Origin of the sequence: Arthrobacter sp. StoSoilB13, assembly GCF_019977255.1 — a bacterium.
Classification (GTDB): domain Bacteria; phylum Actinomycetota; class Actinomycetes; order Actinomycetales; family Micrococcaceae; genus Arthrobacter.
The window spans coordinates 1,890,412-1,914,510 of record NZ_AP024647.1 but is presented as its reverse complement, the minus strand read 5'-3'; the positions used below and the strand labels follow the sequence as shown (position 1 = coordinate 1,914,510).

The window sequence follows — 24,099 nt, the reverse complement described above, 5'->3', positions numbered from 1 at the left end:
AACAAACGCCGCACGTCATAAGGCCTAGCCGCCGAATTTGGCGAGGGTCCGCTCTAGAAGCCGCTGGCAGGATGACAGTCGCGAGCGACGTAGATAGAATCCTCATCGGTCCAGTTGTGCGGCTGGCAACGCCGTAGAACCCCGCTTGGAGCGGGGCCCGCAACCGCGGAAACAATTGCTGCATCCAAGTTGCGTGCCTGAGTGCCGAGCGAGTTGACCCAGTACGGCCTTGCGACCCTGAAAATATGCTTTCTGTCGAACTCCACTCTGCGAACTGCGACAAGGCTAGATACGTATCTACGGACGGCGATAGAAGATGCGACTGAGGCGGCGGCTAGCGCGATGGAGAACGCCAAAACAGGGGCAGTGCCCACGGCAACCAAAATTCCATAGACGGCAAGCGCCGCTGCGCGTCTAAGGACAAGGTTCACCGTATTTACCCGTGCGTCGCCATCCGCTAGAGGGATGCCCAACCAAGTATCTGCCTGACGCTCGCTTCCAACCCAGATCGCAAGTGGGAGCATCATGAAGAACGTCGGGCTCAGTAGTATTGCCGCGGCTCCGAGCAATAGCCCAACTGATGCCGATAAGTAGACTGCGTTGGCGTCTGCCAGCCTCAGTGCATCGGTGACAATGGGATTGTTTTTTTCTGATGCTCGTTCACGTACAACAAGCGTCGAGAGACCAAAGTCAAAACCTGTCTGGATCACCGTTGCAATACCAAAGGCGGCTCCAAGCAATCCAAAATCTATTGGTCCAGCGTTTCGAGCCACAAGTACAAACGTGACTGTCTGAATTAGCGCCCCGAGCACCCTTCCGCCGGATACCCAAGCGAACTGGCTTGCAATCCGCTTATTCATTGCACCAGCTCTGCCGGTGAGCGTTCATTTGCGCACTCGGAGCGATATCTACTGACTTGCCAGCAGATGCGCTAGTGATTGTGCGTGCCAAACAGTGAACGATCACCCGGCTGCTCTCCCGAGTAAGCACCTTGGTCCGTATTCTGAACGGTGTCTTGGTCCTTGCGGCGGTGGACAGCGGAAGCACTTCTGCGCGGGGCGTCAGCGCTTCTGCGAGCGGGCTGGCGGTCCTGATTTTGGCCTTCAGGAGACTCATACGTGTAGTAGCTGTAAGCATATGCGTCCGGTCCTTTGACCGGAAGGCGGTTCAAAACCACGCCTAACACACGGGCACTCACCATCTCCAGCGCGTGAAGGCCCTTTTCGAGGACGTGGTGCGTGAGTGTTTGGGCACCCACCACCATGACAACGCCATCGACATATTGAGAGAGGACTGCAGCGTCTGTAACCGGAAGCAACGGGGGCGCATCGATAATAATTGCATCGAATGACTCTTCCATGCGAAGCAGGAGCTGCCGCATTTCGTCAGATCCCAAGAGTTCGCTTGGGTTTGGCGGAATCTGGCCCGAAGTGAGTACAAAAAGGTTGTCATCGCCCCACGGTTGCAAGAGATCCGTAATATCTGCGTTCCCAACGAGGGCCGTAGTCAACCCTGCGTTTCGATCGAGCCCCAGGTACGTGTCGATCATTGGGCGTCTTAGATCGGCATCGATGATACAAATTGTTTTGCCAGTCTGGGCTAGCGAGATGGCCAGATTAGTTGCGGTTGTGCTCTTGCCTTCGCCTGGCAACGAGGATGTCAGCAGTATGGTCTTGGCTTTGCCGCCCACATTGGCAAATTGAAGGTTTGTGCGCAACTGCCGGAAGGATTCCGACCTGTTCGACTGATGAGCGGCTTGCGTTAGAAGAGGTGATTTGGAAGCCCGAGGGTCGAAGGCAATGCCGCCAAGAAGAGGCGCATTGGTAACGCGACGCAGGTCCGATTCACCCCGTATGCGGCTGTCCATCGTGGATCTCAACAGCGCAGCGGCGAGGCCGGCGGTTAGGCCCACGAGCAACCCAACGATCAGGTTGATGCGGACATCCGGAGCCGACGGGTGGCTAGGTGCCACCGCTGGGGTGATGATGGATAGTTTGATGGGGGAAGCGCCATCCGATGAGGGCTTCTCAAGGTTCTCGACTGTGCGGATCAGACTGTCTCCCACGGCCTGGGCGATAGCGGCCGCCTGAACAGGGGAATTGTCGGTGACCGAGATGTTGATCAAAACAGTGTTTAGATCCGTAGTGGCCTTAATTCGCTTGGCAAGCTCTACCGGGCTTTGATCCAGCCCGAGGCTGTCAATGGCTGGCTGGAGGACAACAGGCGTTGTGGCCGTCTTGACATAGGACTGCACACGGGCCTGGCTGAACGTGTTGCCTTGCTGGAGTTCTTGAACGGAACCCGAATTCTGAATGGCCACAAAGAGCTGCGTTTCAGACGTGTAAGTGGGTTTGATGAGCACCGAAGCAAGCCCCGCGCAAAGCAATCCCAGCAGTGTAAGAGCGGCTATTAAAACCCAATTTCGGCGGGCAATGCTCAGATAGTCACGTATTTCCAATGTCTGGGTTCCCCTTGTGTCTTGCGGTCATGCTTCCCTGTCGGCAGGCGCTGCCCGGTTAACATCCAGCGTACGAGTCCTGCCCATTGTAGCGGTCATAAGTGTCGCAATTGTTTCGCGCGACCGTGGATTCACGTGCCTAGGAGTCATGGCGGCAAAGCGCGAAAGTGACATGAATGTGACGGCAAAGTCGATCTGAGTTCAATCGGAAGCAAGGCGCGTAGTGTTGGCCCGAGTTTCAGTTATCCCACCCCTAGGGCGATGCACTGCCTCGCATAGCCTGGAACAGGGCGACCGGATATGAGGTCGGTAAGTCAGTGCAACGTTGACGTGCACGGGCGGCGCCAGACGACCAGATCATCGATGAAGGGGCGAGTTTCCGATTCCAGCCCGACGATTGGCATCAAGAAATTGCGAGTCAGGAATTCTGAGCGTTGGCACAAGTTGCTGTTTCGGGATTGGGTCAATCAGTGCCCAAGCACCGAGTAGTAGGAGCCAGAAGTACCCTTGCTGGAGCGCCGCCGAAGTCATCGAAAAACCAAGTATTACGGCAAGCACTCGTGCAGAGGCCGCATCCCACCCGTGCGCAAGCGTCCCCGAGCCTGCCGCGGAGGAAGGACTGATCATGAGCGGCACCATTGATCCCATACAGACTCAGGTGGATCAGCAAGAGCTGGTGCGGCAGCTCCTGGCCCAGGCCAGGCAACAGTGGCTAGAGCCTCTGGGGCCCCGGATGAGCTGCTGAACAAGGAAAACGTTCTGGAGACTGCTCTGAAAGCGGCAACAGTTTGGTATCCGTTTGCAGGAATTCGTCCCGGACGCAGCGTTTGATCGGAGCGTCCAGAAGTTATTCAGATCAGGAAGTCAATACTCAGGCTGAACGCCTGACCTCCGAATGGGCTTTAGAATTGGCTTAAACTAGCAACTTCATCATGGGGGACTCATGGGCTTTGGCTCTCGTAGGCGCAAACGGCCGAAGCTCGTTGCCGTGGCGTCGGTCGCTGCTTTTGTTCTCGTCGGCGCTGGGACGTTCATCTTCCTTAAGGCTTCTGAGACTGAGTCGGTGTTGTCGGCGAACCGCACCGAAGCAGCAGCACATACACCGGCACCCATCACAGCTCCGCCGACATCCGCCCCGCCCAAGCTCAACGGGGTGAGTACCGCGCTAAAGAACGCTACTGAAGCATTTGTCATCGGAGTCCTTGGCGACTCGACAGGGAACGGGCCCTGATGAGTGGGTGGGCCAGATGGCTCAAACGCTGGCGGCCGAGACGAACCGCAGGGTTGAATTCATCAACTACAACCCTCAAGCCGGCCGATACGCGGAAAAGAGGGTTTACGGACCTGAGACAGCGCCGGTCAAGATCTACAACGTCGGTATTCCAGGTGCAACAACTGATGAGATGTCGGAGCATTTTGATGGCCTTTTTCCAGAGCCTCCGTCTCTAATTGTGGCATCCGTTGGGCACAACCAACTCCCGCCCGACGTCTCCCGTGACATGGACAAGTTCACGCAATCCATCAAAAAGCAGTGGCCTGCCACCCAGGTCCTTATCGTCGGGCAAAACCCGGCGACAGGGGAGCGATGGGAACGTCAGAAAAAGACCGTGACCACGTTGATGACTTGGTGCCGATACTGGGGCTTTCCCAGCGTCAGCGTTTTCGAAGCCATCGCCGAAACACCAAACTTTGAGTCCCTTTATGTCGACTTGCTGCACGTAAACGAGGCAGGTTCAACGATCTGGGCTGGTGTTGTCCAGCGGTACCTCCTGGACGACGCCTAGGCCCCTGCACCGGGACGACCTGATCACCTCGTACATGCTTTTCGGCCCTTTTGCGACTCAAACCAGCGAACACGCCTGTAGCACTTGAGCACATGGAACGCGCCCTACCCGTCATCGGGTTGATTCTCGGGTGCCTATTGGGGACGATCACAATCCCGACATACGAAACTTGCGGCATGCTTCGGGGCCATCATTGCCATCATTCTCTTCGTGACGCTGGGTTGCCCGGCGTGGCTCGACATGCCGCAACAGCGATCTGGCGATAAGGACCAATAGCCCGCACGCCGATAGACTGGCTGCTGCACCATTCGAATCATTTCTGGGGGGACTGTTGAGCAGCGACTATTCGTTTTGGCCCACGATGACTCTGCTCATTGGATCTGTGGCATGGGTAGGCGGAACTGGAATGCGGCGTGGAAGTGTCCTCAGCCCCTACTCACTCATGCTGTTCATTCTGATATCGATCTTCGGAATACGCCCCCTGCTCATGCCTGACGAGCCCGAATCGTTTGGGTTCTACGGATACAACATTTCAACAGGCTTCGCGGATGCCACGTTTCTCGGGTTCGTTGGAACCACCAGTTTCATTGCTGGCGCTCTTTTCTGGCGGCTAGTTCGCGAACGGAAACTCAGCGACGCAATAACAGACGGCAGCGCGCCGGTGCCTTCATGGGCTCCTAAACGTGCCGCGACAATTGCGTGGGCGCTGAGCGCGGCATGGTTGGTTATCATGATTGTCGTTGGCGGCGGCGTGGGTTACCTCGCCCAACTATTCGGTGGTCGATCGCAGGATGTTATCTCTAGGCTCGAGAATGTACCCGCCTTTGTTGGGGCGCTGCCGGCTATCGGCTGCCTCGTCATCGCTGCCGTAAGGTTCCGGTACGAACGTCACGAACGCTACACCAAGGCACAGAACTTGGGGTACTGGCTGGTCGCGTTGGCATCCGTGGTCCCGCCTTCCGCTCTCGGCACACGCCGCTACCTGATCCCTTGCCTTGTCATCGCTATCATGGGCGCGCTCGTCAACAACTGGAACAAACGCATCAAAGCCTCATGGGTCACCTTCGGTGTCGTAGGGTTCCTGGCGTTGGCTATCGTCCCATTTGTTCGCAGTGCCGGATCACGTACAGCGCGTGGCGAAACGGATCTCGTAGGCTCTATGGCTTCTTACTTCCAAGACGAAGGGCTCCGTGGAACATTGAACAACTTCTTCCTGTCCTATGACACGGAGATGTTCAACTATGTGGCCTACCTCTCTCAGGCAATGGGCGATTCAATCCCATTCGGGTGGGGACGTGGCATAGTCGGCGACCTGGTGTCGATGCCCTTACCAGCGTCACTCACGCCATTTCCGCGTTGGAGCGATTACCTTCTATCCCAGTCATTCGGGACAGGGTGCGAGTACAAAGCCGTGTGCCCAGTACCTAGTGTCGTGGGCATACTGTTTTCGGATCTGGCGCTTCCCGGTCTGTTCATCGGAATGGTGTTGCTCGGTGTTGCTGCAGCGAAGTTTGAGCGCCGACTCTTGGCCTCAAATGGCGCATCCGTGGCCGCGCTGATGCTCGCTGCAGGCTTCGCGATCGCGTTTGCCCGGGGAAACTCGCTAGCTCAGGTTTGGATCGCTGTTCAATGTTTCGTGATTTGGTGGGCGCTGGACAAGCTTTTTCTCCGGCAACCTGCGAATGCGGGAAAGCGTGCATTGAACGTTGGTCGGCTGCCTGTTAACGCCAATCAATAACAAGGGATGTTCCTGGTGCTCCCGTCCATGAGTACTTGCAACGTAGCTGCTGGCGTTGCTCCCAGCGCACTGGCCGGCGCCTGATACGAAGACCTAAGCTCCTAGGCTCCGCGAAGGAGAATGAGAGGCAGCTTGGCAGTGCCTGACGTGCCAGGCGCAAGCGAGGACGGGACCGGAAACCCAGCCCACGTATATAGTGAGCCCGTCACCAACTTCAGCGTACGCACTGCGGCCTTCATGGCCCTCGTATGCAGTCGTTGCACCATCGGTTGAGAGGAACGCGCAATATGTGTTGCTCGCCGCCAAGGAGACGGCAGGCTAAACCTGTCTGCGCCTTAGGGCACTTGCCGCTGGCCATGCGGTAGAGCCCTTCGACCAGAGCCGTAACCCCACAGAGGCGAGGCTGGCGATGTCACAGTTTCCCGTCGACGCCCTGCCAGCCGTCTTTCCAGAACGGGGATGCTCATGTTCCGATGCGGCTTGTCGGGCATAGCGATACGAAGATTGATATTGCCGGTTGCGGCCGAGCTTCTGCCTGCCGAGGCGAGAGCGGCCACTGCAGGCTGGAAGCCACTCACTGACCGACAGTAGGAATTACAGGGGAACAAGCCTCCCTGTGCTCATTGGAATGGAGGTTCCTGAGCTTCGAATTTAGATTCTGGCCCCTGCGTGAGCGAACATGGTCCACTATCTCTTCAGACGTCACACTGCTGCCACGGAACCCGAAGCAGCTGTTGCGACCACGTGAGCTGTCGATTGTCTCATGACTGAGGAAACTAATCTGGGCTCACTCAGCGATCCTGACACGTACGCCAGAAGCAGGTTGCTCCAGGTCAGAGTGTTCCTGGCACTGAACTGTCGCTTGTAGTTGTTTATTATTCTTATCCACCACCTGCTCTGTAAATCTTGTCACGTGTTTCGTTATGGTTCCGCACTTGGGGCAACGAGTCGAGAATCGTTTTATCATCATCCTGGGACTCTAGACAATCAATGTTTCGACTGCGTGAACACCAGGTAATGCCCGCTTTGTGCCCGTTCGGGACTAGTGCAAATATAAGCGTGCAGATATCGAAACATACATTTAACCTACTCTTTGGAATTTAGCTTTAGCGCAGGTTCGGAATATTCCGGACGGGCAGTAGGGTTTGTGTTATGGGGACTGCACGATATTCGGGGCACAACAGGGAAATTCAACGCGAAAACAAGAGGCGTCGCAAGGACCTTGCGGCGTTGTTGGGGCTGGCAGGTCTCCTCGTGATCACAGGATGGGGCGTGGTCATAGCGTTAGCCAGGTGATGTATACCGCCAGGACGGGCGGAGAGACCAGAGTATTCATTCTCCACGAATTCATGCGTCACGATCTGGCCCACATGCCCACTGTGTTCATGAACCACAAGTAGGTATGTGGGGACCGGCTCTCCTGTGGTTCCTCACTGCTGCGACTCACTGAGGACTCAAATGCCCGACTCAAAACCCCTGCTCACAATCGTCCTCGGGGAACCAGGCCCCCCCTGGACCGTGAGTCCGCAATGTACCGGCGCCTTCTGGCGGCGCGCTTACGCTACGAATCGCAATTCACCATCCTTCATGTTGAGGAAAAGCTCACAACGGAAGTTATCGTCAGGCTCTGCGGGATCATCGAGAGCAAGTACGTCGTGTTCATGGGTACATCGCACCAGCTTGCAGCGTCCTACATGACGACGATGCTCGAATACCTCGGCACACGGAGTGTCTACCTCGCGGAACCGGTCGTCTACAACGGTGCCATCGCCAGCAACGTGGCATCAACCAAGATCGACGACGCCTATCGTTACGCCCGGGACACCGATGTTTTCGGCGTTGCTTTCAACACTCGCAGGCTGGCTGACGCGTTGGAAGCAATTGGCGACGTCGACCGCTCGGCTCTGTATCTCAGTTACCGTCTGTACTGGTCCATCGGAACGGTAAAGCCTCTCGCTACAGGCTTCTCAGTTGCATCTGACACCAAATCCGCCATTGGCCTGCAAATAGCTGAGGGTGTCACGCGGCTGGTCCCAGTGATTCCAACGGCTTCGAAGGAGGTCCGTCTTCATCTGGTGCGATATGTTGCGCTGTTCCTTCGCGGAGTGCGTGCTGGGAAGGTGACAAAGGTTGCCTTGGCCAATCTCCGTGATGTGGTTGCGTCGTACCGTCTCGTGGAGCTGCTCCGCTTCGTTGAACCACTGCAGCCGGTGGAGGCGGCCTGGATTCGCTGGCTCTCTGACCCGGAATCCGACACCCACCTCTACAAGCAGCTGAGCGCCAGTGACTCATATTTGTCTTTCAGGGAAGGCCAGCCCACGGAAGGGACGCAGCCGCCCCTCTACGAGTTGCAGTTCGGCGGGGACACTGTAGTCATCGAGAAGTCGTATCGCCCGCGAGATCTACGGCCTGGCTATTCACGGGCTGCCAGCTACGACTTCTACAGCCGACCGATTACTCCCTCCTCAACAATGATCTTCTTTGATCGGCCCCTACAGGCAGACGACAATGCTGAGCACCTGTATGAATATTTCAGGGTGAACCATGGGGAGTTCACGGAGGCGTACTTCGCGTTGCATCCGAAATCGCCGGACTGGGAACGGCTGCAAGCAAAGGGCTTCAAACTGATCCCGATCTTCACCACCGAGTTCTACGAGAAGTTCCTCATATCGGACCTGGTGGTTTCGTCCCAGATTTACAACATCAGATACCGGGGCAAGTCCTTCGCGAACTCCCGCTTTGTGTATCTGCAACACGGCATCCAGTTGAACGACATGACCGACTGGATCCTCTCCAAATACTTCGATGTGTTCGTGGCCACCGGCCAACTCGAAGCCAACTATCTTGGCAAGCTTGCCCCGGTCGAAACCTTGAACTCAGGGCTGCCCCGCTTCGAGGCCTTGACCAAAACGGCACATGAGCCACAGCACCTGCTCTTCATGCCAACGTGGCGTTTCAACCTGCATCAAGTGTCCACCGAACAGTTCGCCCAGTCGGAGTACTTCCGTGCAATCGACGCCGTCCTCTCGGATCCAAAGCTGCTGGCGTTCCTCGAAGAAACTGGCCGGACTCTCCACGTGAAACTCCATCCGAACGTGGAAAAGAGGGCCAGCCAATTCAGGTTCTCCAAGAACGTTGTCAGGACTGATTTGAGCTATCGCGAAGCCATCGCCTCGGCTGAGATGGTCTTCACGGACTACAGCTCCGCCGTGCTTGATGCTGCCTTTATCGGCACGCCAATTGCCTATTACCACTGGGACTCGGCCGACTTCTTCCATGAGCAACCCTACGAAGGCCGAGTGGACTACCGCGATGATGGCTTGGGCCCGGTCTTTGAGGACCATGCAGACCTGATCAACCACATCGTCCAAGAGCACTACCTCCGGCCTCATGAACTATTCACTGCCCGCCGCGAACGCTTCTTCCAGGGAGTGGACCCCCAAAGAATCAATGCCAAAATCGTTGAGAGGATGCTGAGTCTCTAATGAGAAAGATCCGAGCCATAAAACGCACCATCACTGGCATCGCCGTAGATGCTGCCTACTCCCAGGCCGGCACCGGTTTCGCCCGCAAACTGATGGCATCCCCAGTCAACGCACCAGCACGGCGATTTATCAAGGCAAAAGGCTTGGAGGGCAGCATTCGCAGGTTGGCGTCCGAAAACCTGCCGCAAGGAACGTACTTTGCAAAGCTGACTATTGCAAAGTGGCAAGTGCATAAGGGCAGAGGATTCAGGCTTCTCCAGGACGGCGAACTGGTCTATGGGAACAAGATTGAACCCCCAGCTCGCGGCTTCCCGCTTGAATATCGCAACATCATCGTCACCTCGAGGGACCCCAAGCGGTTTAGCTTGGACATCGACGCACCTTATGAGCTGAAGATCGGCCGCGGTGCTTTCACTACTCCGCAGCAGTTGAAATACGATCACCAGTATGGCGTGGAGCAGCACGGGGACACCTACTATTCGCTAAGGGGCAACACCACCAATCCCAAGAAGCTCTTCATAACTTTCCCGGGATTCGGGCCATCAACTTCGCGTATCTCCTATGCCGTCAGTTACCTCAAAGCCATTACCAATGCAGACCTGAAGGACACCCTTATGGTGTGCTTTCAGGACCGCTACCTTGCCGCAGGCTCGTACATGATGGTGGACAACGCGGGCAGGCCGTTGTACGGCCGGGTTTGGCAGGCCATCGAGGATCTACGGACCCGCTTCGGTATCGACCCAGCACAGATGCTGTTCTTCGGAGCTTCCAAAGGCGGCAGCATAGCCATCCACTATGCAAAGGACTTCCCGGCCGCCCAGCTTCTGCTAGCTGTGCCGCAAATGAATTTGCCGTATTACTTCAACAAACCGTTCTTTCGAGACAACCTCTTCCGGAACCGTGCACTCCACGACGTGCAGCAGCCCGAGGACAGCCTGCGCGAATACTTCGCTGAGGGTCGAAGAATCGACTATTTCTACACGAACTCCGACGAACTCAGCAACCATTCACTCATCGAGCTTGTTCGAGACGTTCCGAACCTTACGAAATACCGCGTCGATGGTGTCCACTCTGACGTGGCACGGGCCGCGTTGCCAGCCATGCTAGGCATTATCCGTGGGTTTCTGAGCGGTCCGCAGCACCGGGAGATGGGTGTCGATGAAGTACGTTCTTTTCCCCAAGAGAACGGCATTCAAGTGCAGATTCGGGTTGATTCTGTCGGCTCCAAGATTGCCCGCGCCAACTGGTTCATTGAAGGTTGGCTGGGCCAGACCAGATTCCTGCAGTCGATGTCCGAACATTCCTACGACTTCCTGAAGTTCACTTCGGAAAAGCAACAGCTCTATCCGGCCTACGATCCGATCCAGCATCTTTCAGCGGTTGTAGCGATCGAAGCCAACGGAACCCAGTGGACTGGCACTCTGCCCGGTTCATTGATGCAGGATTCGAACCAGGATGTGCAGCACTCAATGAGTGCATCTGCTCTGAGCCTCCATGCAAAGCATCCAGAGACGTATGTGGTCCTGGACGGTGACCATTTCGCCCGTTTTCGGTATCGCAGCTACGGCGCAGACATCGAGGGCGACACAATGGAGGTCCACTTCGTGGGCGATGCCGAAATCGATGTGTCCAGCGAGTCCCTTGACCGTGGCGAGCATAAGGCTTCGCATGTTGCCGTCGTCGAGCCTCTGGACGGCTGGGCGATGGCGGACCTGCTCGCCTTGAGATTCGTCATCGCTGCTAAGGCCGAACGTCTGTTGACCGTGGTTCATGCTGCCGGTTCGGCTGACAAGGCCGTGGATACCTTTGGAGCAGTGGACTGGAAGGCCTCAAGTGTTATTGCCATAGTGGATGAGGCGTCCTCCTCGCATGAGGTGCCGGTAAATGTCGGATAGCGCCTCCGAGGCTGGCTCCGGAAGACTGGGGCAAACCCAGATCATTCGCTCTTACGCCGATGTCTCCACCATTACGGACAACGTTGTTCACTTGAATCAGACATCCGAATCGGAGTTTGTCAGTTCCTCCGTGGAGTTTGCCGGTAAGGGAAACGTGCTGTTCGTGGAGGACGGCGTCAAGTTGCGAAATTCAAGGCTTCGATTCATGGGAAATGATTCGGTAATCCATTTGCGCAAGTCGCCCAGGTTCCTGCGTCTGGTGGCCACCGTGTTTGAAGAGTCTGTGCTCTACCTGGGCCCGGGAGCATCATTTACTGCAGAAGCGCGTTTCCTGCCAACAGAACGCAAACACGTCATTATCGGTAGCGATGCCATGTTTTCATCACGGGTAGTCTTCCGGACGGCGGATCCGCATCTGATCTTTTCGGCGAGTAATCACCAGCGAATCAATCCCAGCGCGTCCATCTGGGTAGGGGACCACGTGTGGCTGGGCGAAGACACCCTGCTGCTCAAGGGGGCACGTGTTGGCTCCGGCAGCATTCTGGCGGCCCGGGCTGTTGTTACCAAGAGCGTGCCGGCAAACGCAACGGCAGCTGGTGTTCCAGCCCGGATAGTTGGCAACGGCATCTTTTGGACGCGGGCCCCTCGGTACATGCATACACGCCTGAACAGACCGAACAAAGCTTGGTGAACGCACAGGACGACTTCATCTACACACGCGATCAGCATGTCTTGGATGTGCCCAAACTGGAGGCCGCCTTGGATAGGGCCTCTGCAGGTTTGGAGCGCGCTGCGTGGTGCCGTGAGTTGGATCGAACTGAGCGGAAGAACCGCTTCTTCATCTGATCAGCATCCAACCTGACCAGGGTCAAGGTGAGCAGCATTTAGGCGTCACCTTGACCCTTGAAGCAGCTGAGGAGCCTAGCTTCCCAGCCCCTTAGCCGTCACATAGGCGGCAAGCTGGTCCTGTCCAATGGCCGCAGCAATCTCCGAAATGGCCGCATTATCTGCCACGACGATCGACTGCCCGTCGGCCGAGGTTCCCACGCCCAGGTTGGGCAGTGTGAACATGATGGTGTCCTTCTCGCGGAGATCTTTGAACTGCAGAGCGAGTCCACCGATGGTGGCAGCGTCGAAGTCCTTATCGACGCTGATGTACGGAGAGATCGCGTCCACCATGTTGTTGACCTTCACCGGGTTGGTGAGGGTGTCCTTGGAGATCGTCTTGCTGATGACGGCCTTGAGGAAGAGCTGCTGGTTCTTGACGCGCGTGTAATCGGAGTCAGGGAACGACTTGCGCTCACGCACAAAAGCCAGCGCCTTCTCGCCGTCGAGCATGTTCTTGCCCGCCTGGAAGGTGACCTTGCCCTTCAGAGTGCTGGGGGTGAATCCCTGCTTGATGTTGACTTCCACGCCGCCCAGCGCATCGGTAAGTCCCTTGAAGCCCTCGAAGTCCACCATCGCAACGTGGTCAATACGCTGCTGGAAGAGCGACTCCACGGTCTGAACGGTCAAGGCAACGCCACCGTCAGCCATGGCGGCATTGATCTTCGCTTCGCCATGACCCGGAATGTTCACCCAAGTGTCGCGCATGATGGAAACTGCGAAGACGTTCTTGCGGTCCGCCGGGATGTGCACCCAAATCAGGGTGTCGGTCCGCTGGTCTGTCGGGGCGGAGTCATCCGTGTCCACCGACTTGTCCGCGTTCTTGTCCTTGCCCATGACAAGGATGTTCATGGCACCCGTGACGTTCTTGGTGGGTCGTGTCGCCTCGTCCGGGAAAGCATTCTCGATCTTGGTGGTCCCGTTGTTGAACGTCTGCGCGAGATTGTAGATATAGCCGCCGCAGACCAGACCAATGACAACCACTGCTGCCGCAAAGCCGAGAAGTACGTTTCGAGCCGTCTTTTTGGAGCTCTTTTGACGTCGCGGACGGGAGTCTGTCGCAACGGCTTCGGTATCAATGGGGTGCGTCATGTATTCCTAGAGTTGGCAGCAGCAGAGTCGATTCTAACAAATGGACAAACACGCCACGTCCGGGGCTAGCCTTTGGAGCCCCGGGAAGACTGCGCTGTGTAGATGCTCTGCGAATAGAAAGCGTCGTTTTCCGCACCCCATTGGTTGGTGACATTGACGGTGTAGTAGCGGCCGGCGGCCAGGGTGGTTTTACCCACATTCACGAGGATCATTTCCAGTTCCGGGTTCATGCCGCTCTGGACCCCGTACGCGGTATTTGTGCTTGTCGGCTTCACGGTTTTCACGAGGCGTTGTCCACCTTTGGTGGTCCACTTCACCTGGGCGTTGCCACCTGAAAGATTGAAGCCTGTTATCCGTACTTGACCTGTGGCCGCGTCAAAAGTCGCGTCGGTAATAATCGGCGTTGCAATTCCGGACTCCACCTGTGCCTTGAGGGGAACGCCCGTACCAACGCAGGTGTAATACGAATCCCACATGAAGGAAATGATCTTCTGCGCGTTGGAAAGCTGCTGCAGCTGGCGGTCTATCCTCGCTTTGGAACTCTGGCCGCGGAGACTGTCACCGCAAGGATTCGAAGCTGTGGCCGGAGCCATGCCCTCCAAATTCGCCCAGAGGACCGCGCCCGTTCCTGAAATGCCCGCAGCAGCTGCCAGGAAATAGTCCCGAATGGGTGCCACGTACTTGCTGCTCCACGAGCCCTTGCCCACGATGCTCTCCGCATAGCGGTCCACCGCCGAGTTCGCCTCGTTCGACTGAAACGCTCCACCCTTGCCGGTGCCCATGCCATCTTGGATGGCGATGTTCAGAACCAGTCCACTGGCCGTCTGGGCGATTCTTCGGATCCCCTTGCGAGCCTCGGTAAGGCTGATGCTGAAAGCGCTGACCCGCGCGTCAAGGTAGGGACTTACGATTGCCCCACGAGCGGGAAGGATCCGATGGATGGCCTGATTCTGCATCCGGTACAGATCCAGAATGGGATCGAAGGTGTGGCCATCGGTGACGGGCATTTCTGTGCTGTGATAGAAGCCAGCCAGGCCCTTCACGTTATTCGTCGCAGCCTGATATTGAAGGAAGCGCTCCGTGAAGAGCGTCAAAGTTCCCTGATAGGAAACGTCGGGGAGGTACGCCGTATCCGTTCTCTTCACCGGCAGGGGCAAGCCGGCATAGAACTTCATGCCAAGTTTGGTGGCCGCCAGGGCCAGGGAGGCTGCTGGATCCATGCCGCCGGCGGCGCCACCCCCTGCAACCACGACGTCGTACTTCCCGTTCGTGGACGTGCAGCCGGTGCCTTGGGCAGGAAGGACCAGGACAAGGAATGCCTTGCCTTGGCTGGTGATCCTGCGGTCCTGGGGGCACTTCACGGCTTGGCTGCTCCATACGCTTCCGTCGGAGTAGGTGAAATAGCGGTTGACCTCCAGGGTTCCTGCAGCAGCCTTGGCGCAATTCACTCCATCGATGACGCACTCCTTGGGAAGCGTTGCCAAGGTAGCTGGCGCGAGGGCCGTTCCAAACGTGATGACAGTGTCAGCGCCAGCTGTTTTGATTTCACTGAGCTTCTGGGTGTTCCTGGAACTGCTGGGGGAGGCGAAAACGAAGTAACCACCAATTGGGTAGCTTGCCGCTTTCGGCGCTCGGGCAGCCGGAGATTGCTTCGGGGCTGCTGAGGGCTGTTGATCCTGGGCAGGCTGTTGATCCTGGGACGGCCGCTCCGCCACCGTGCTGGGGCTCGGCGCAACCAACGCGGTTCCTCCAACTCCGGCAGTGAGCACAAGTGCCGCGAGGAGGACTTTGATGCGTGGACGGCTTCCGCGAATGAGCGTCATGAATTCCTTGGGGTCGGCATCAGCAGACGATCCTACGGAATCAAATGACTGTTATCCATACGCTAGACTAAACCGGGCTGCCCTCCTGCTGTTGGTGGCCGCGCCTACCCTCATTCGGGTGGACGCGCTGGAACGGACGCTGCTGGCGTTCTGTACGACATATCAACGGGGGGAAAGTTGGGCACCGGAATCAGACGTGTTCAAGCCGCACTAGTGGTCATCTTGCTGGCTATTCTCGGGTTGTTTAGTACCCAGCCGGCCATGGCCACCACGGTAACCAACCCCGGCACGGACGCGGAACAGCCGGCGGACCCATCGCCTGCGCCCGAGCCTACGTTCCCGGTCGTCATCCCGCCCGTCCTTGAGCCGTCGTCTCCTCCCACCCCTCTGGAACCTGTGCCAACGGCTCCTGCCCAGCCATCCGAAGAGCCAGCTCCCGCACCCGTGGTGCCGCCCGTCGTCGAGCCGGTCGCTCCGTCCGCGGAAGTGCCCACTGTGACTCCTCCTGCTACCTCGCCCGCTCCTGCTGTCCCCACCGAAGTGGCAGTTGAGAACTTCTTTGTGGAGCCTGAAGTCCCGGCAGAGACCGAAACGGCCACGGCTGAAGCAACGCCCACGCCCACGCCGACTCCTACTAAAACCGCCGCCCCGCCAGTTGTCAGCGCAGACATCACCGGCCCCTTGAAGGTGGCCCTGGCTCCCGTCGCGGAGAACAACCCCCTTGTCCAAGGCCTGACGGTCCTGGTGTTGCTGCTGCTGGGCCTTGCGTACTTCCGTGCCCTGCGCTCAAAGGGGATCCGCGGACCCCGCCTCAACGGCAAGTAGTCCATGGATACCTCCCTGCCCAGGGACGCGGCTGCCGAAAATCCTGCATTCCCGTTGCGTCTAATGCTGCTCACCCACTCATACTGGCCGGAGCACAGCCCGCCGCAGCGCCGTTGGCTGTCCCTGACCCGGGAATTCCGGAAGGCGGGCTGGGACGTCGACGTCGTCGCTCCCGTTGCGCACTATCCCAACGGCAAGCGGGATCTGCCCCGGCGAAAGGCCGGATTCGCTTTTGCCCACCAGGAAGGGCCCCGCACGGCGAAACCATCAGGCGCGTGCCGTACCTTCGGCATCTTGGCACCTCGCCGCTGGCACGTTTCGTCGACCAACTCTTCTCCGCTGTCATGTCCGTGCCGATAGGTTTGGGTGGCAAGAAACCCGACGCGATTCTCGCCACCGCTCCGAGCCTCCCAACGCTGGCTACCGGATACGTACTTTCCCGGCTGCGCAGGGTGCCTTTCATCGTCGAGATGCGGGACGCCTGGCCGGACCTGGCCCGCGACGCGCGAATCGTGCAAGGCAGCGTTAAAAGCCTTGTGGAGCGTGTGGTCGAGTTCGTCCAGCAGCGAGCGGACCTGGTGGTCACCGTTACCGACGGTTTTGCCGAGACGCTGCGGGACCGCGGCATCAAGAACGTCATTACCGTGAGCAACGGCCTTGATCTGGACTCCATGCCTTTCCTTGAGCCACCTGCCCTGGAACGGGACGTCTTCCACGCCGTGTACCTCGGAAATCATGGCAAAAGCCAGCGCCTGGACATCCTCATCAGGGCAAGCGCGCTGCTGGGCGAAGGATTCCACCTGACATTGGTGGGTCACGGCACCAGCCGCCCGCAATTGGTGAGATTGGCCCGCGAGCTCAATGCGCCCGTGACCTTCTTCCCGTCATTGCAGGGTCAGGCCGTCATGGACAAATATCGTGAAGCGGATACGTGCATTGTCTCCCTCCGGGATGACTGGAAATCGTTCGAGACCACTGTCCCGTCAAAGACCTACGAGGTTCTGGCCATTGGCAGGCACGTCACGGCAGTGGTCCGGGGTGAAGCCGAACGCATCATCATTGAAGCCGGGGGAGGCGACGTCGTCGCGGCGAACGCAGAAGCAGTGGCGCAGTTGTGGCGGGAGCTTTCCGAGGACCGAAGCCGGCTTGCCTCGGGCACCAGCGGACGCGACTGGGTCAGGGACAACGCCGACTATGCGCAGTTGGCCCTGCGATACATGGACTCAATTACCTCGTTGGTGAATCCGGAGCCCGCGGACGCTCGGGGGAATGCGTGATCCAACTCTTCAAGAACTTTGCCCTGACTGCAGGAACGGTATCGGAGCACCTCACCGAGTCGCCCTTCGTCTTGTTCCTCCAGGTCCTTCGCCGGCTGCCGTCCAGGATCGTCAGGCCGCTTGCTCGTTTCGCCGCCAGGCTTGCGCCCAATTCAGCCCGTCCCTTCTTCCTGCTGGCCAGCCACGCGGCGGGGGACACCGCCGGGCTCACGCGTCGCTTTGAACATGCCGTCCGCGCCGGTCTTGATGGCGACCGCGCCCGTAAGGCCGCAGAAGTTGCCCTTGCTGCCGGACAGCCAGCGTGGGCGGATATCTTCCTTCCCCTCGCCGCAGGGGCGACCCGGACTCCGGCCACCCTCGCCAGACGCAAGTGGTACGACGGCGACATGAGCGGCGCCGTCGTCGTCCTCGCTGGCGACCGGGCCGGCATGGCGAAACAGCGGCAGCGGCTTGAGTCCGAAGTCCGCATCTTCCAAGGGTGGCGTCCAACGCTGACGCCATCTGCAGTGCAACCACAACCCCGCAGGGTCCTGCACCTGCTGACGAACTCCGTGCCGCATACCGGCAGCGGCTATGCCCGGCGCAGCCACTCGATCCTGACCGCCCAGCAGGACGCTGGTTGGGAAGCGTTGGCCGTAACGCGCCTGGGCTACCCCGTGCAGATCGGCGCGTTGACGGCGCGGCAGCATGACGTTGTTGACGGGGTGCGTTACGAACGTCTCCTGCCGGCGCGCATGAAGCCGTCCATGGATGGTCGCTTACAGCAGCAGGCCGAAGGCATTTTGTCCCTCGCCCGTGATTTCCGGCCGTCGGTCCTTCATACGACCACCCACTTCGTCAACGGCCTGGTGGCCCGGGAAGTCGCAAACGCCTTGGACGTCCCGTGGGCATATGAAGTTCGAGGACAACTGGCTGACACGTGGGCGTCAACGCGTGGCGAGGAAGCCCGCCGGAGCGAACGGTACAAGCTCTTTACCGAACGGGAAGCCGACGTCATGCAGAGCGCGGACCTTGTGGTGACGCTCGGCGAGTCCATGAAAGACAACATCGTCGCCATGGGCGTCCCGGACAGCAAAATCCTGATCTGCCCCAACGCCGTGGGCGGCGCGTACTTGTCTGAACCGCTCGACCAGGGCGAGGCGCGGTTGGCTTTGGGACTGGACCCGAACGGGCTTTATATCGGGACAGTAAGCAGCCTTGTCGACTATGAGGGCCTTGACGATCTGGTCACAGCATTTGCGCTGCTTGCGCCACGACTGCCACAGTTGAAGCTGGTTTTGGTCGGAGATGGCACTGCCGCGCCCGCTCTTCAGGACCAAGTCCGGCGACTGGGACTTTCGGAACGGACCATCTTCACTGGGCGGGTCCCTGCGGAGCAGGCTCGCCTCTACCACTTGGCGTTGGACATTTTTGTGGTTCCACGCAAGGACCTGGCTGTTACCCGGGCCGTGACGCCGCTCAAACCTGTGGAGGCCCTGGCCTCGGGCCGGCCTGTGGTGGCCAGCAACCTGGACGCCCTACGGGAGATAGTGCACGACGGCGTAAACGGCAGGGTGGCGAACGCTGAAGATCCCGGGGGACTGGCTGAGGTGTTGTACGAATTGCTTGATGATGAAGGTTTACGGAAGCGGCTCGGCGCCGCTGGCAGGCAGGAAGTATTGGCTACGAGGACGTGGCAGGCAAATGCCCAGGCATACATCCGGGCTTATGAAAATTTGGGCGTCTAACAACGTAAGGAGGGTCAGCTGATGTCGGCGAAGAAAGCACTACTGCCCGAGCCAGCACTGGTACAACCACTGGCTGTGGACATGCGCCGCCTGACGCGCGTTGGTGCGCGCCCGGGCTTACTGGACTATCTGGTTCAGCTCTGGGACTTCCGTGAGTTCATTTTTTATGACGCCCGCGCCAGGGTGCAGAGTGGCACCCGACGGGACCGCTTGGGTAGTGCATGGTTGCTGCTTAACCCGATCTTCAATGGCCTGACGTACTACGTTATTTTCGGCATTCTGCTCCAGACCAGCGGCGGCATTGAGAATTACGTTGGTTACCTGGTGATTGGAATCTTCATCTTCCAGGGCACATCCGGCGCCATAACGAGCGGCGCCAGGTCCATCCACAGCAATAAGTCAGTGGTCCAGGCGTTCAACTTCCCGCGGGCGACCTTGCCAATCGGCATGAACATCCGGGAAATGATGTCCAACGTGCCGCTGATCCTCGCGATGCTCTTGATCATCACCCTGATCCCACCGGTCGAGAAGATCACCTGGCTGTGGCTACTCATCATCCCGGCACTTTTGCTTCAGTCAGTCTTCAATCTAGGCGTCGGACTGATTCTGGCCCGCATCATTTCGCGCGTCCACGATGCCACCCACCTGCTGCCGTTCTTCATGCGCGCCTGGATGTATGGCTCCGCAATCTTCTATTCCTACGAGAAGTTTGTGACACACCCGGACCTGCTTGCCGTTCTGAAGATGAACCCGTTGTTCAACGTCATCGACATCCTTCGCGATTGCATCCTCTACGCTGAATCACCCACCTGGCAGTCCTGGGCCACTCTGGCCGTTTGGGGCCTTGGGTGCCCTTCTGGTGGGCATGGTCTTCTTCTGGCAAGGGGAGGAGTCCTATGGTCGCGGCTGAGCAGGTCCTGGATGTTGAAGGCCACCCCTGCGTGGTGGTCGATCGTGCAGCGATGGAATACCGTGTGGTCACAACCGACTCTGAAGCCGTCGCGCAAGAACGCCGGGATACGAGTTTCCTGAGCCGTCTGGGCCGCCGGCCGAACACCGTGACGGTACGTGCGCTTTACGAACTGTCCCTGGTGGTGGAGCGTGGCGAGTCGGTGGGAATCATCGGCCGCAACGGTTCCGGCAAGAGCACGCTGATGAAACTCATCAGCGGCCAGATGCGCCCCACCTCCGGAGCGATTTTCGCTTCCAGTACCCCGATCATGCTCGGTGTAAATGCTGCCCTGATGCCTGACTTGTCCGGCCATCAGAACGTCGTGCTCGGTTGCCTTGCCATGGGCATGAGCCGGCAGGAAGTCGAGGCCAAGTTCCACAGCATCGTTGAACTGTGTGGGCTGGAGGATTCCATTTACCTGCCCATGAAGTCATATTCGTCGGGCATGGCCTCCAGGCTCCGTTTCGCCATCGCCGCAAGCATCGACCCCGAGATTCTCCTGGTGGACGAAGCACTGAACACTGGTGACGCCCAGTTCGGAGATCGAAGCAAGCGCCGCATGGACCAACTCCGCGAACAGGCTGGCTGTGTCTTCCTGGTCAGCCACTCCCTGGATACCATCACCAAGATGTGCAGCCGGGTCTTGTGGCTGGACAAGGGACACCTGATCATGGATGGCGACCCCGAAGAAACTGTTCGTGCCTACCAGGACTTCACCGGCAATTTGGCCAAGGGAAACAACCTCAGCGCTGCACGAATCCGGGACGAAGCCCGTGCCAATCTGCAGATGACTGAAGTCCTTGCACGCAGCAAGATGCGCAGGAGCCGCGTCTAATGCGCTACGTATCCGATGTGCGGACGGCAGCCTGGCATTTTCGCCAAGGCGGGCTTTCCCAGCTGAAAAAGTGGTATCGGCGGCACAGGACCGCTGGAGCGAGCCCTGTTCGCAGCGCCCGGGGCACCATGCTCCGAACCAAGGACGGACGCTCTTTAGCCTTCGGAGCGTTTGAATATCCGGCTGTCCCTCCTCGCCGCAGCGATCTGACTGTCGCTGTCATCCTCGATGATTTTTCTGCTCGTTCGTTTTCTTATGAGTGGAACGTGCTTTTCCTCGAGAAGGACAATTGGCTTCAACAGCTGCAAGAGCAGAGCGTTGACTTCTTGTTTGTCGAGTCCGCCTGGAACGGCAACTCCGGCTCCTGGCAGTACCAGCTCACCGGCAGCAACGGGCCGCGACAAGAGTTTTTGGATCTGGTGCGGTGGTGCCGCGAGCACGGTGTCCCTACCGTCTTCTGGAACAAGGAAGACCCTCCGCATTTTGAGGATTTTCTTCCTGCGGCTCGCGAATTCGACGCCGTCTTCACGTCGGATGAGAACAAGCTTCCGGATTATCGTGCGGCCCTCGGCCACGATCGGATCGGGGTCCTTCCGTTTGCAGCCCAGCCTGCAATCCATAATCCGGTAAGGCCCGCGAACGGCAGGCATTCCCGGGATGTTGCCTTTGCGGGGATGTACTTTGCGCACAAGTATCCAGAACGCAGGGAACAACTTCAGGTTCTTTTGGACGGCGCAATCACTGGTTCCGCCACGTCCAAGAATGGTCTTGAGATCTTCTCCCGCCAGTTGGGTGGAGATCCCGAATATCAGTTCCCAGCACCCTATGACGCGCATGTAGTAGGTTCGCTCAGCTATGACCAGATGCTTACTGCGTACAAGGCGTACAAGGTCTTCCTGAACGTCAACTCCGTGGTGGATTCGCCGAGCATGTGTGCGCGCCGGATCTTTGAGATCACAGCCTCCGGAACACCCGTCGTAACGACGCCCAGCCCTGCACTGCCACGTTTTTTCCCTGACAACGAAATCCACAGTGTTGCCAGTTCGGAACAGGCTGCGGACGTCATCAAAGCACTGATACGCAGCCCCGAACTCAATGATCGCGCCGTCCACTTGGCCCAGCGGCGTATCTGGGCTGAGCACACATACGCGCACAGGGCTGAGGAAGTTGTTCGGCTGGTGCTGCCCACCCGTCAAACGCCCGTTCAGCCGGAAACCGTCAGTGCCCTCGTTTCCACCATTCGCCCACACCAACTGGAGCACATCTTCAAGACAATTGGCTCCCAGAGGGGAGTGGACGTTGAACTCGTGTTGCTGACGCACGGATTCAAACCAAGTGCTGCCACCATCAGCAGGCTTAGCAAGCAGTACAACGTGACTCGATTGACGTTGCTTGAAGAACCTGAATCGCTGAGTCTGGGAGCCTGCCTGAACAGGTGTGTTGCCGAGTCCAGTGGTGCGGTGCTCACCAAGATGGATGACGACGACTATTACGGTCCTGACTACTTACGGGACCAGGTCAACGCACTTCAGTACTCGGGGGCGGACGTCGTGGGCAAGCTCGCTCACTTTATGTTCATTTCAAGCAGGAATGCTGCTCTGTACCGTTTTGGACACATGGAGCACAGGTTCAGCCACCTGGTCATGGGACCAACCATTATGGCGAAACGCTCCGTCTTTGAAGAGCATCCATTCGAGGACAGAAGCCGCGGCGAAGACACTGCCTTCCTGAACGCAGTGACCCAAGCCGGTGGAAAGATCTATTCCTCTGACCGATACAACTACTACCAACTCAGAAGCGGATCGGGACACACCTGGAACGCCTCCGACGACGAGCTCCTCGCCTCAGGAGAAGTCCGGTTCTGGGGCAATCCCACCGAGCACGTCACGCTTTAGCCCAGACTCAAGATTTGAAAATAAAAGGGGAACATTTTGAACACCATTAAACGAGTAGCAGTCATCGGCCTTGGATACATAGGCCTCCCAACCGCAGCCATCCTTGCAACGAATGGCATCGAGGTTATCGGCGTGGACGTTAACCAGCGCACGGTGGATGCCGTGAACGCAGGCCAGGTTCCGTTCGTCGAACCCGACCTCGGAGTCCACGTCTCCGGTGCCGTGAGCCAGGGCCACCTGAGCGCGAGTACTTCCACTCCGCAGGCTGACGCCTACATCGTTGCCGTCCCCACGCCGTTCAGGGAAGACCGCTCCGCCGACTTGAGCTACATCGAAGCTGCGGCCCGGGCGATCGCACCGCAGCTGCAGGGCGGCGAACTCCTGATCCTTGAGTCCACGTCCCCTCCCGGCGCCACCGAGCACATGGCCCAGTACATCTTGAACCTCCGGCCGGACCTCAGCCTTGATGGTTCCGACTCAAAGCCTGCCATCCTCGTGGCCCACTGCCCTGAGCGTGTCCTCCCGGGACGCGTCATGATCGAACTTGTCACCAACGACAGGATTGTTGGCGGTATGACTGCCGAGGCCGCCGAGAAGGCGAAGGACCTCTATGCAGTGTTCTGCCAGGGTGAAATCCTGACCACGGACGCCGTTACGGCCGAGATGGCCAAGCTGGTGGAGAACTCCTACCGCGATGTCAACATTGCTTTCGCCAACGAGCTTTCCGTCATCAGTGACAAGCTGGGAATTGACGTCTGGGAACTGATCCGCCTGGCCAACCACCACCCCCGCGTTAACATCCTGCAGCCGGGCCCCCGGCGTGGGTGGCCACTGCATCGCTGTGGACCCGTGGTTCATCGTGGCAGCAGCCCCTGAGGAATCCCGCCTGATCCGTACTGCACGTGAAGTGAACGATGCAAAGCCGGAGTGGGTTTTCCAGAAGGTCGTCTCCGCTTTGGAGAACCTGCCCACCACGGCAGAGGTCTCAGTCCTCGGACTCGCGTTCAAGGCCAACATCGACGACCTCCGCGAATCACCCGCCATCGAGATCGCAGCACACCTCGCCGAGGCACTGCAGGACCGCCGTATCAACGTTGCTGAACCGCACGTGGAAGAACTCCCGAAGCAACTGGTTAACCGCAGCAACGTTGAGCTCGTTTCGATCGAAGATTCCATCCAGCGCTCGGATGTAGTCGTCGTTCTGGTTGATCACGACGACGTCAAGGCCGTCGCCCCCGAGCTGCTGTCCGGCAAGATTGTCATTGACACGCGCGGCGCGCTGAACCTTGACGAGGAGATCGTGAATGCTGTCTGAGCGGACACCATCCACACACGGAGACCAGACACCTGCAGCACTTAAGCGCCTTCGCCATAGGATTTCTGAAGGGCAAATTTCGGGCGCTGCCGCTGCCAGTATTGAAGCTGCAG

17 protein-coding genes and 1 pseudogene are annotated in these 24,099 nt (G+C 58.3%); 14 read left to right on the top strand and 4 right to left on the bottom strand.

The features are described from left to right. Window positions 1–53: 53 nt before the first annotated feature. Together LDP01_RS08945 and LDP01_RS08940 are read right to left on the bottom strand one after the other, a co-directional pair. Window positions 54–860, bottom strand: a complete 807-nt coding sequence (locus tag LDP01_RS08945; protein ID WP_224088560.1) for a lipopolysaccharide biosynthesis protein — start codon at window positions 858–860, stop codon at window positions 54–56. Between the two features lie 71 nt (window positions 861–931). After that, complete coding sequence (locus LDP01_RS08940) at window positions 932–2,458, bottom strand: tyrosine-protein kinase domain-containing protein (protein WP_224088559.1); 1,527 nt, start codon at window positions 2,456–2,458, stop codon at window positions 932–934. Between the two features lie 988 nt (window positions 2,459–3,446). Between LDP01_RS08940 and LDP01_RS08935 the strand changes: the two genes are divergently transcribed. The 7 genes from LDP01_RS08935 to LDP01_RS08905 all read left to right on the top strand — a co-directional run bounded on the left by LDP01_RS08935 (window position 3,447) and on the right by LDP01_RS08905 (window position 12,206). Beyond that, window positions 3,447–3,689, top strand: a complete 243-nt coding sequence (locus LDP01_RS08935; protein WP_224088558.1) for a hypothetical protein — start codon at window positions 3,447–3,449, stop codon at window positions 3,687–3,689. Window positions 3,690–3,705: 16 nt separating this feature from the next. Further along, entirely contained in the window at window positions 3,706–4,242 is a 537-nt protein-coding gene (locus tag LDP01_RS08930) for an SGNH/GDSL hydrolase family protein (protein WP_224088557.1), read from the top strand. A 442-nt stretch (window positions 4,243–4,684) separates the two neighbouring features. Continuing rightward, complete coding sequence (locus LDP01_RS08925) at window positions 4,685–5,980, top strand: hypothetical protein (protein WP_224088556.1); 1,296 nt, start codon at window positions 4,685–4,687, stop codon at window positions 5,978–5,980. 1,529 nt (window positions 5,981–7,509) lie between these two features. Then, window positions 7,510–9,465: a CDP-glycerol glycerophosphotransferase family protein gene (locus LDP01_RS08920; RefSeq protein WP_224088555.1), complete on the top strand. Its 1,956-nt coding sequence runs from the start codon at window positions 7,510–7,512 to the stop codon at window positions 9,463–9,465. Next, window positions 9,465–11,360, top strand: a complete 1,896-nt coding sequence (locus LDP01_RS08915) for a hypothetical protein (RefSeq protein ID WP_224088554.1) — start codon at window positions 9,465–9,467, stop codon at window positions 11,358–11,360. The genes LDP01_RS08920 and LDP01_RS08915 overlap by 1 nt, the downstream gene beginning before the upstream one ends. Beyond that, on the top strand, window positions 11,350–12,051 hold the full coding sequence (locus LDP01_RS08910) for an acyltransferase (RefSeq protein WP_224088553.1): 702 nt from the start codon (window positions 11,350–11,352) through the stop codon (window positions 12,049–12,051). The genes LDP01_RS08915 and LDP01_RS08910 overlap by 11 nt, the downstream gene beginning before the upstream one ends. Further along, window positions 12,048–12,206, top strand: coding sequence for a hypothetical protein (locus LDP01_RS08905; RefSeq protein ID WP_224088552.1), 159 nt, complete (start codon window positions 12,048–12,050; stop codon window positions 12,204–12,206). The genes LDP01_RS08910 and LDP01_RS08905 overlap by 4 nt, the downstream gene beginning before the upstream one ends. 75 nt (window positions 12,207–12,281) lie before the next feature. On the opposite strand, the gene LDP01_RS08900 is transcribed toward LDP01_RS08905, so the two are convergent. Both LDP01_RS08900 and LDP01_RS08895 read right to left on the bottom strand, forming a co-directional pair. Beyond that, on the bottom strand, window positions 12,282–13,337 hold the full coding sequence (locus LDP01_RS08900) for an LCP family protein (protein WP_224088551.1): 1,056 nt from the start codon (window positions 13,335–13,337) through the stop codon (window positions 12,282–12,284). Between the two features lie 65 nt (window positions 13,338–13,402). Further along, window positions 13,403–15,160 (bottom strand): DUF4434 domain-containing protein, encoded by a 1,758-nt coding sequence (locus LDP01_RS08895; RefSeq protein WP_224088550.1) that lies wholly within the window; start codon window positions 15,158–15,160, stop codon window positions 13,403–13,405. 261 nt (window positions 15,161–15,421) lie between these two features. Here LDP01_RS08895 and LDP01_RS08890 point away from each other — a divergent pair, with 261 nt between their 5' ends. From LDP01_RS08890 to wecC, 7 genes and pseudogenes are all read left to right on the top strand, one after another. Beyond that, window positions 15,422–15,985, top strand: a complete 564-nt coding sequence (locus LDP01_RS08890) for a hypothetical protein (RefSeq protein ID WP_224088549.1) — start codon at window positions 15,422–15,424, stop codon at window positions 15,983–15,985. Between the two features lie 275 nt (window positions 15,986–16,260). Further along, window positions 16,261–17,262 (top strand): glycosyltransferase family 4 protein, encoded by a 1,002-nt coding sequence (locus LDP01_RS08885; RefSeq protein WP_263433686.1) that lies wholly within the window; start codon window positions 16,261–16,263, stop codon window positions 17,260–17,262. Continuing rightward, the gene (locus LDP01_RS08880) at window positions 17,259–18,989 is read left to right on the top strand and encodes a glycosyltransferase family 4 protein (protein WP_224088546.1); all 1,731 of its coding nucleotides are present in this window, start codon (window positions 17,259–17,261) and stop codon (window positions 18,987–18,989) included. Before LDP01_RS08885 ends, LDP01_RS08880 begins: the two co-directional genes overlap by 4 nt. A gap of 21 nt (window positions 18,990–19,010) precedes the next feature. Next, entirely contained in the window at window positions 19,011–20,021 is a 1,011-nt protein-coding gene (locus LDP01_RS08875; protein WP_224088544.1) for an ABC transporter permease, read from the top strand. Continuing rightward, on the top strand, window positions 19,964–20,776 hold the full coding sequence (locus LDP01_RS08870; protein WP_224088542.1) for an ABC transporter ATP-binding protein: 813 nt from the start codon (window positions 19,964–19,966) through the stop codon (window positions 20,774–20,776). The genes LDP01_RS08875 and LDP01_RS08870 overlap by 58 nt, the downstream gene beginning before the upstream one ends. After that, a complete protein-coding gene (locus LDP01_RS08865; protein ID WP_224088540.1) occupies window positions 20,776–22,671 on the top strand; it encodes a glycosyltransferase family protein in 1,896 nt (631 codons plus the stop codon). The genes LDP01_RS08870 and LDP01_RS08865 overlap by 1 nt, the downstream gene beginning before the upstream one ends. 36 nt (window positions 22,672–22,707) lie before the next feature. Then, a pseudogene (gene wecC, locus LDP01_RS08860) lies at window positions 22,708–23,986 on the top strand (UDP-N-acetyl-D-mannosamine dehydrogenase). Window positions 23,987–24,099 lie beyond the last annotated feature (113 nt).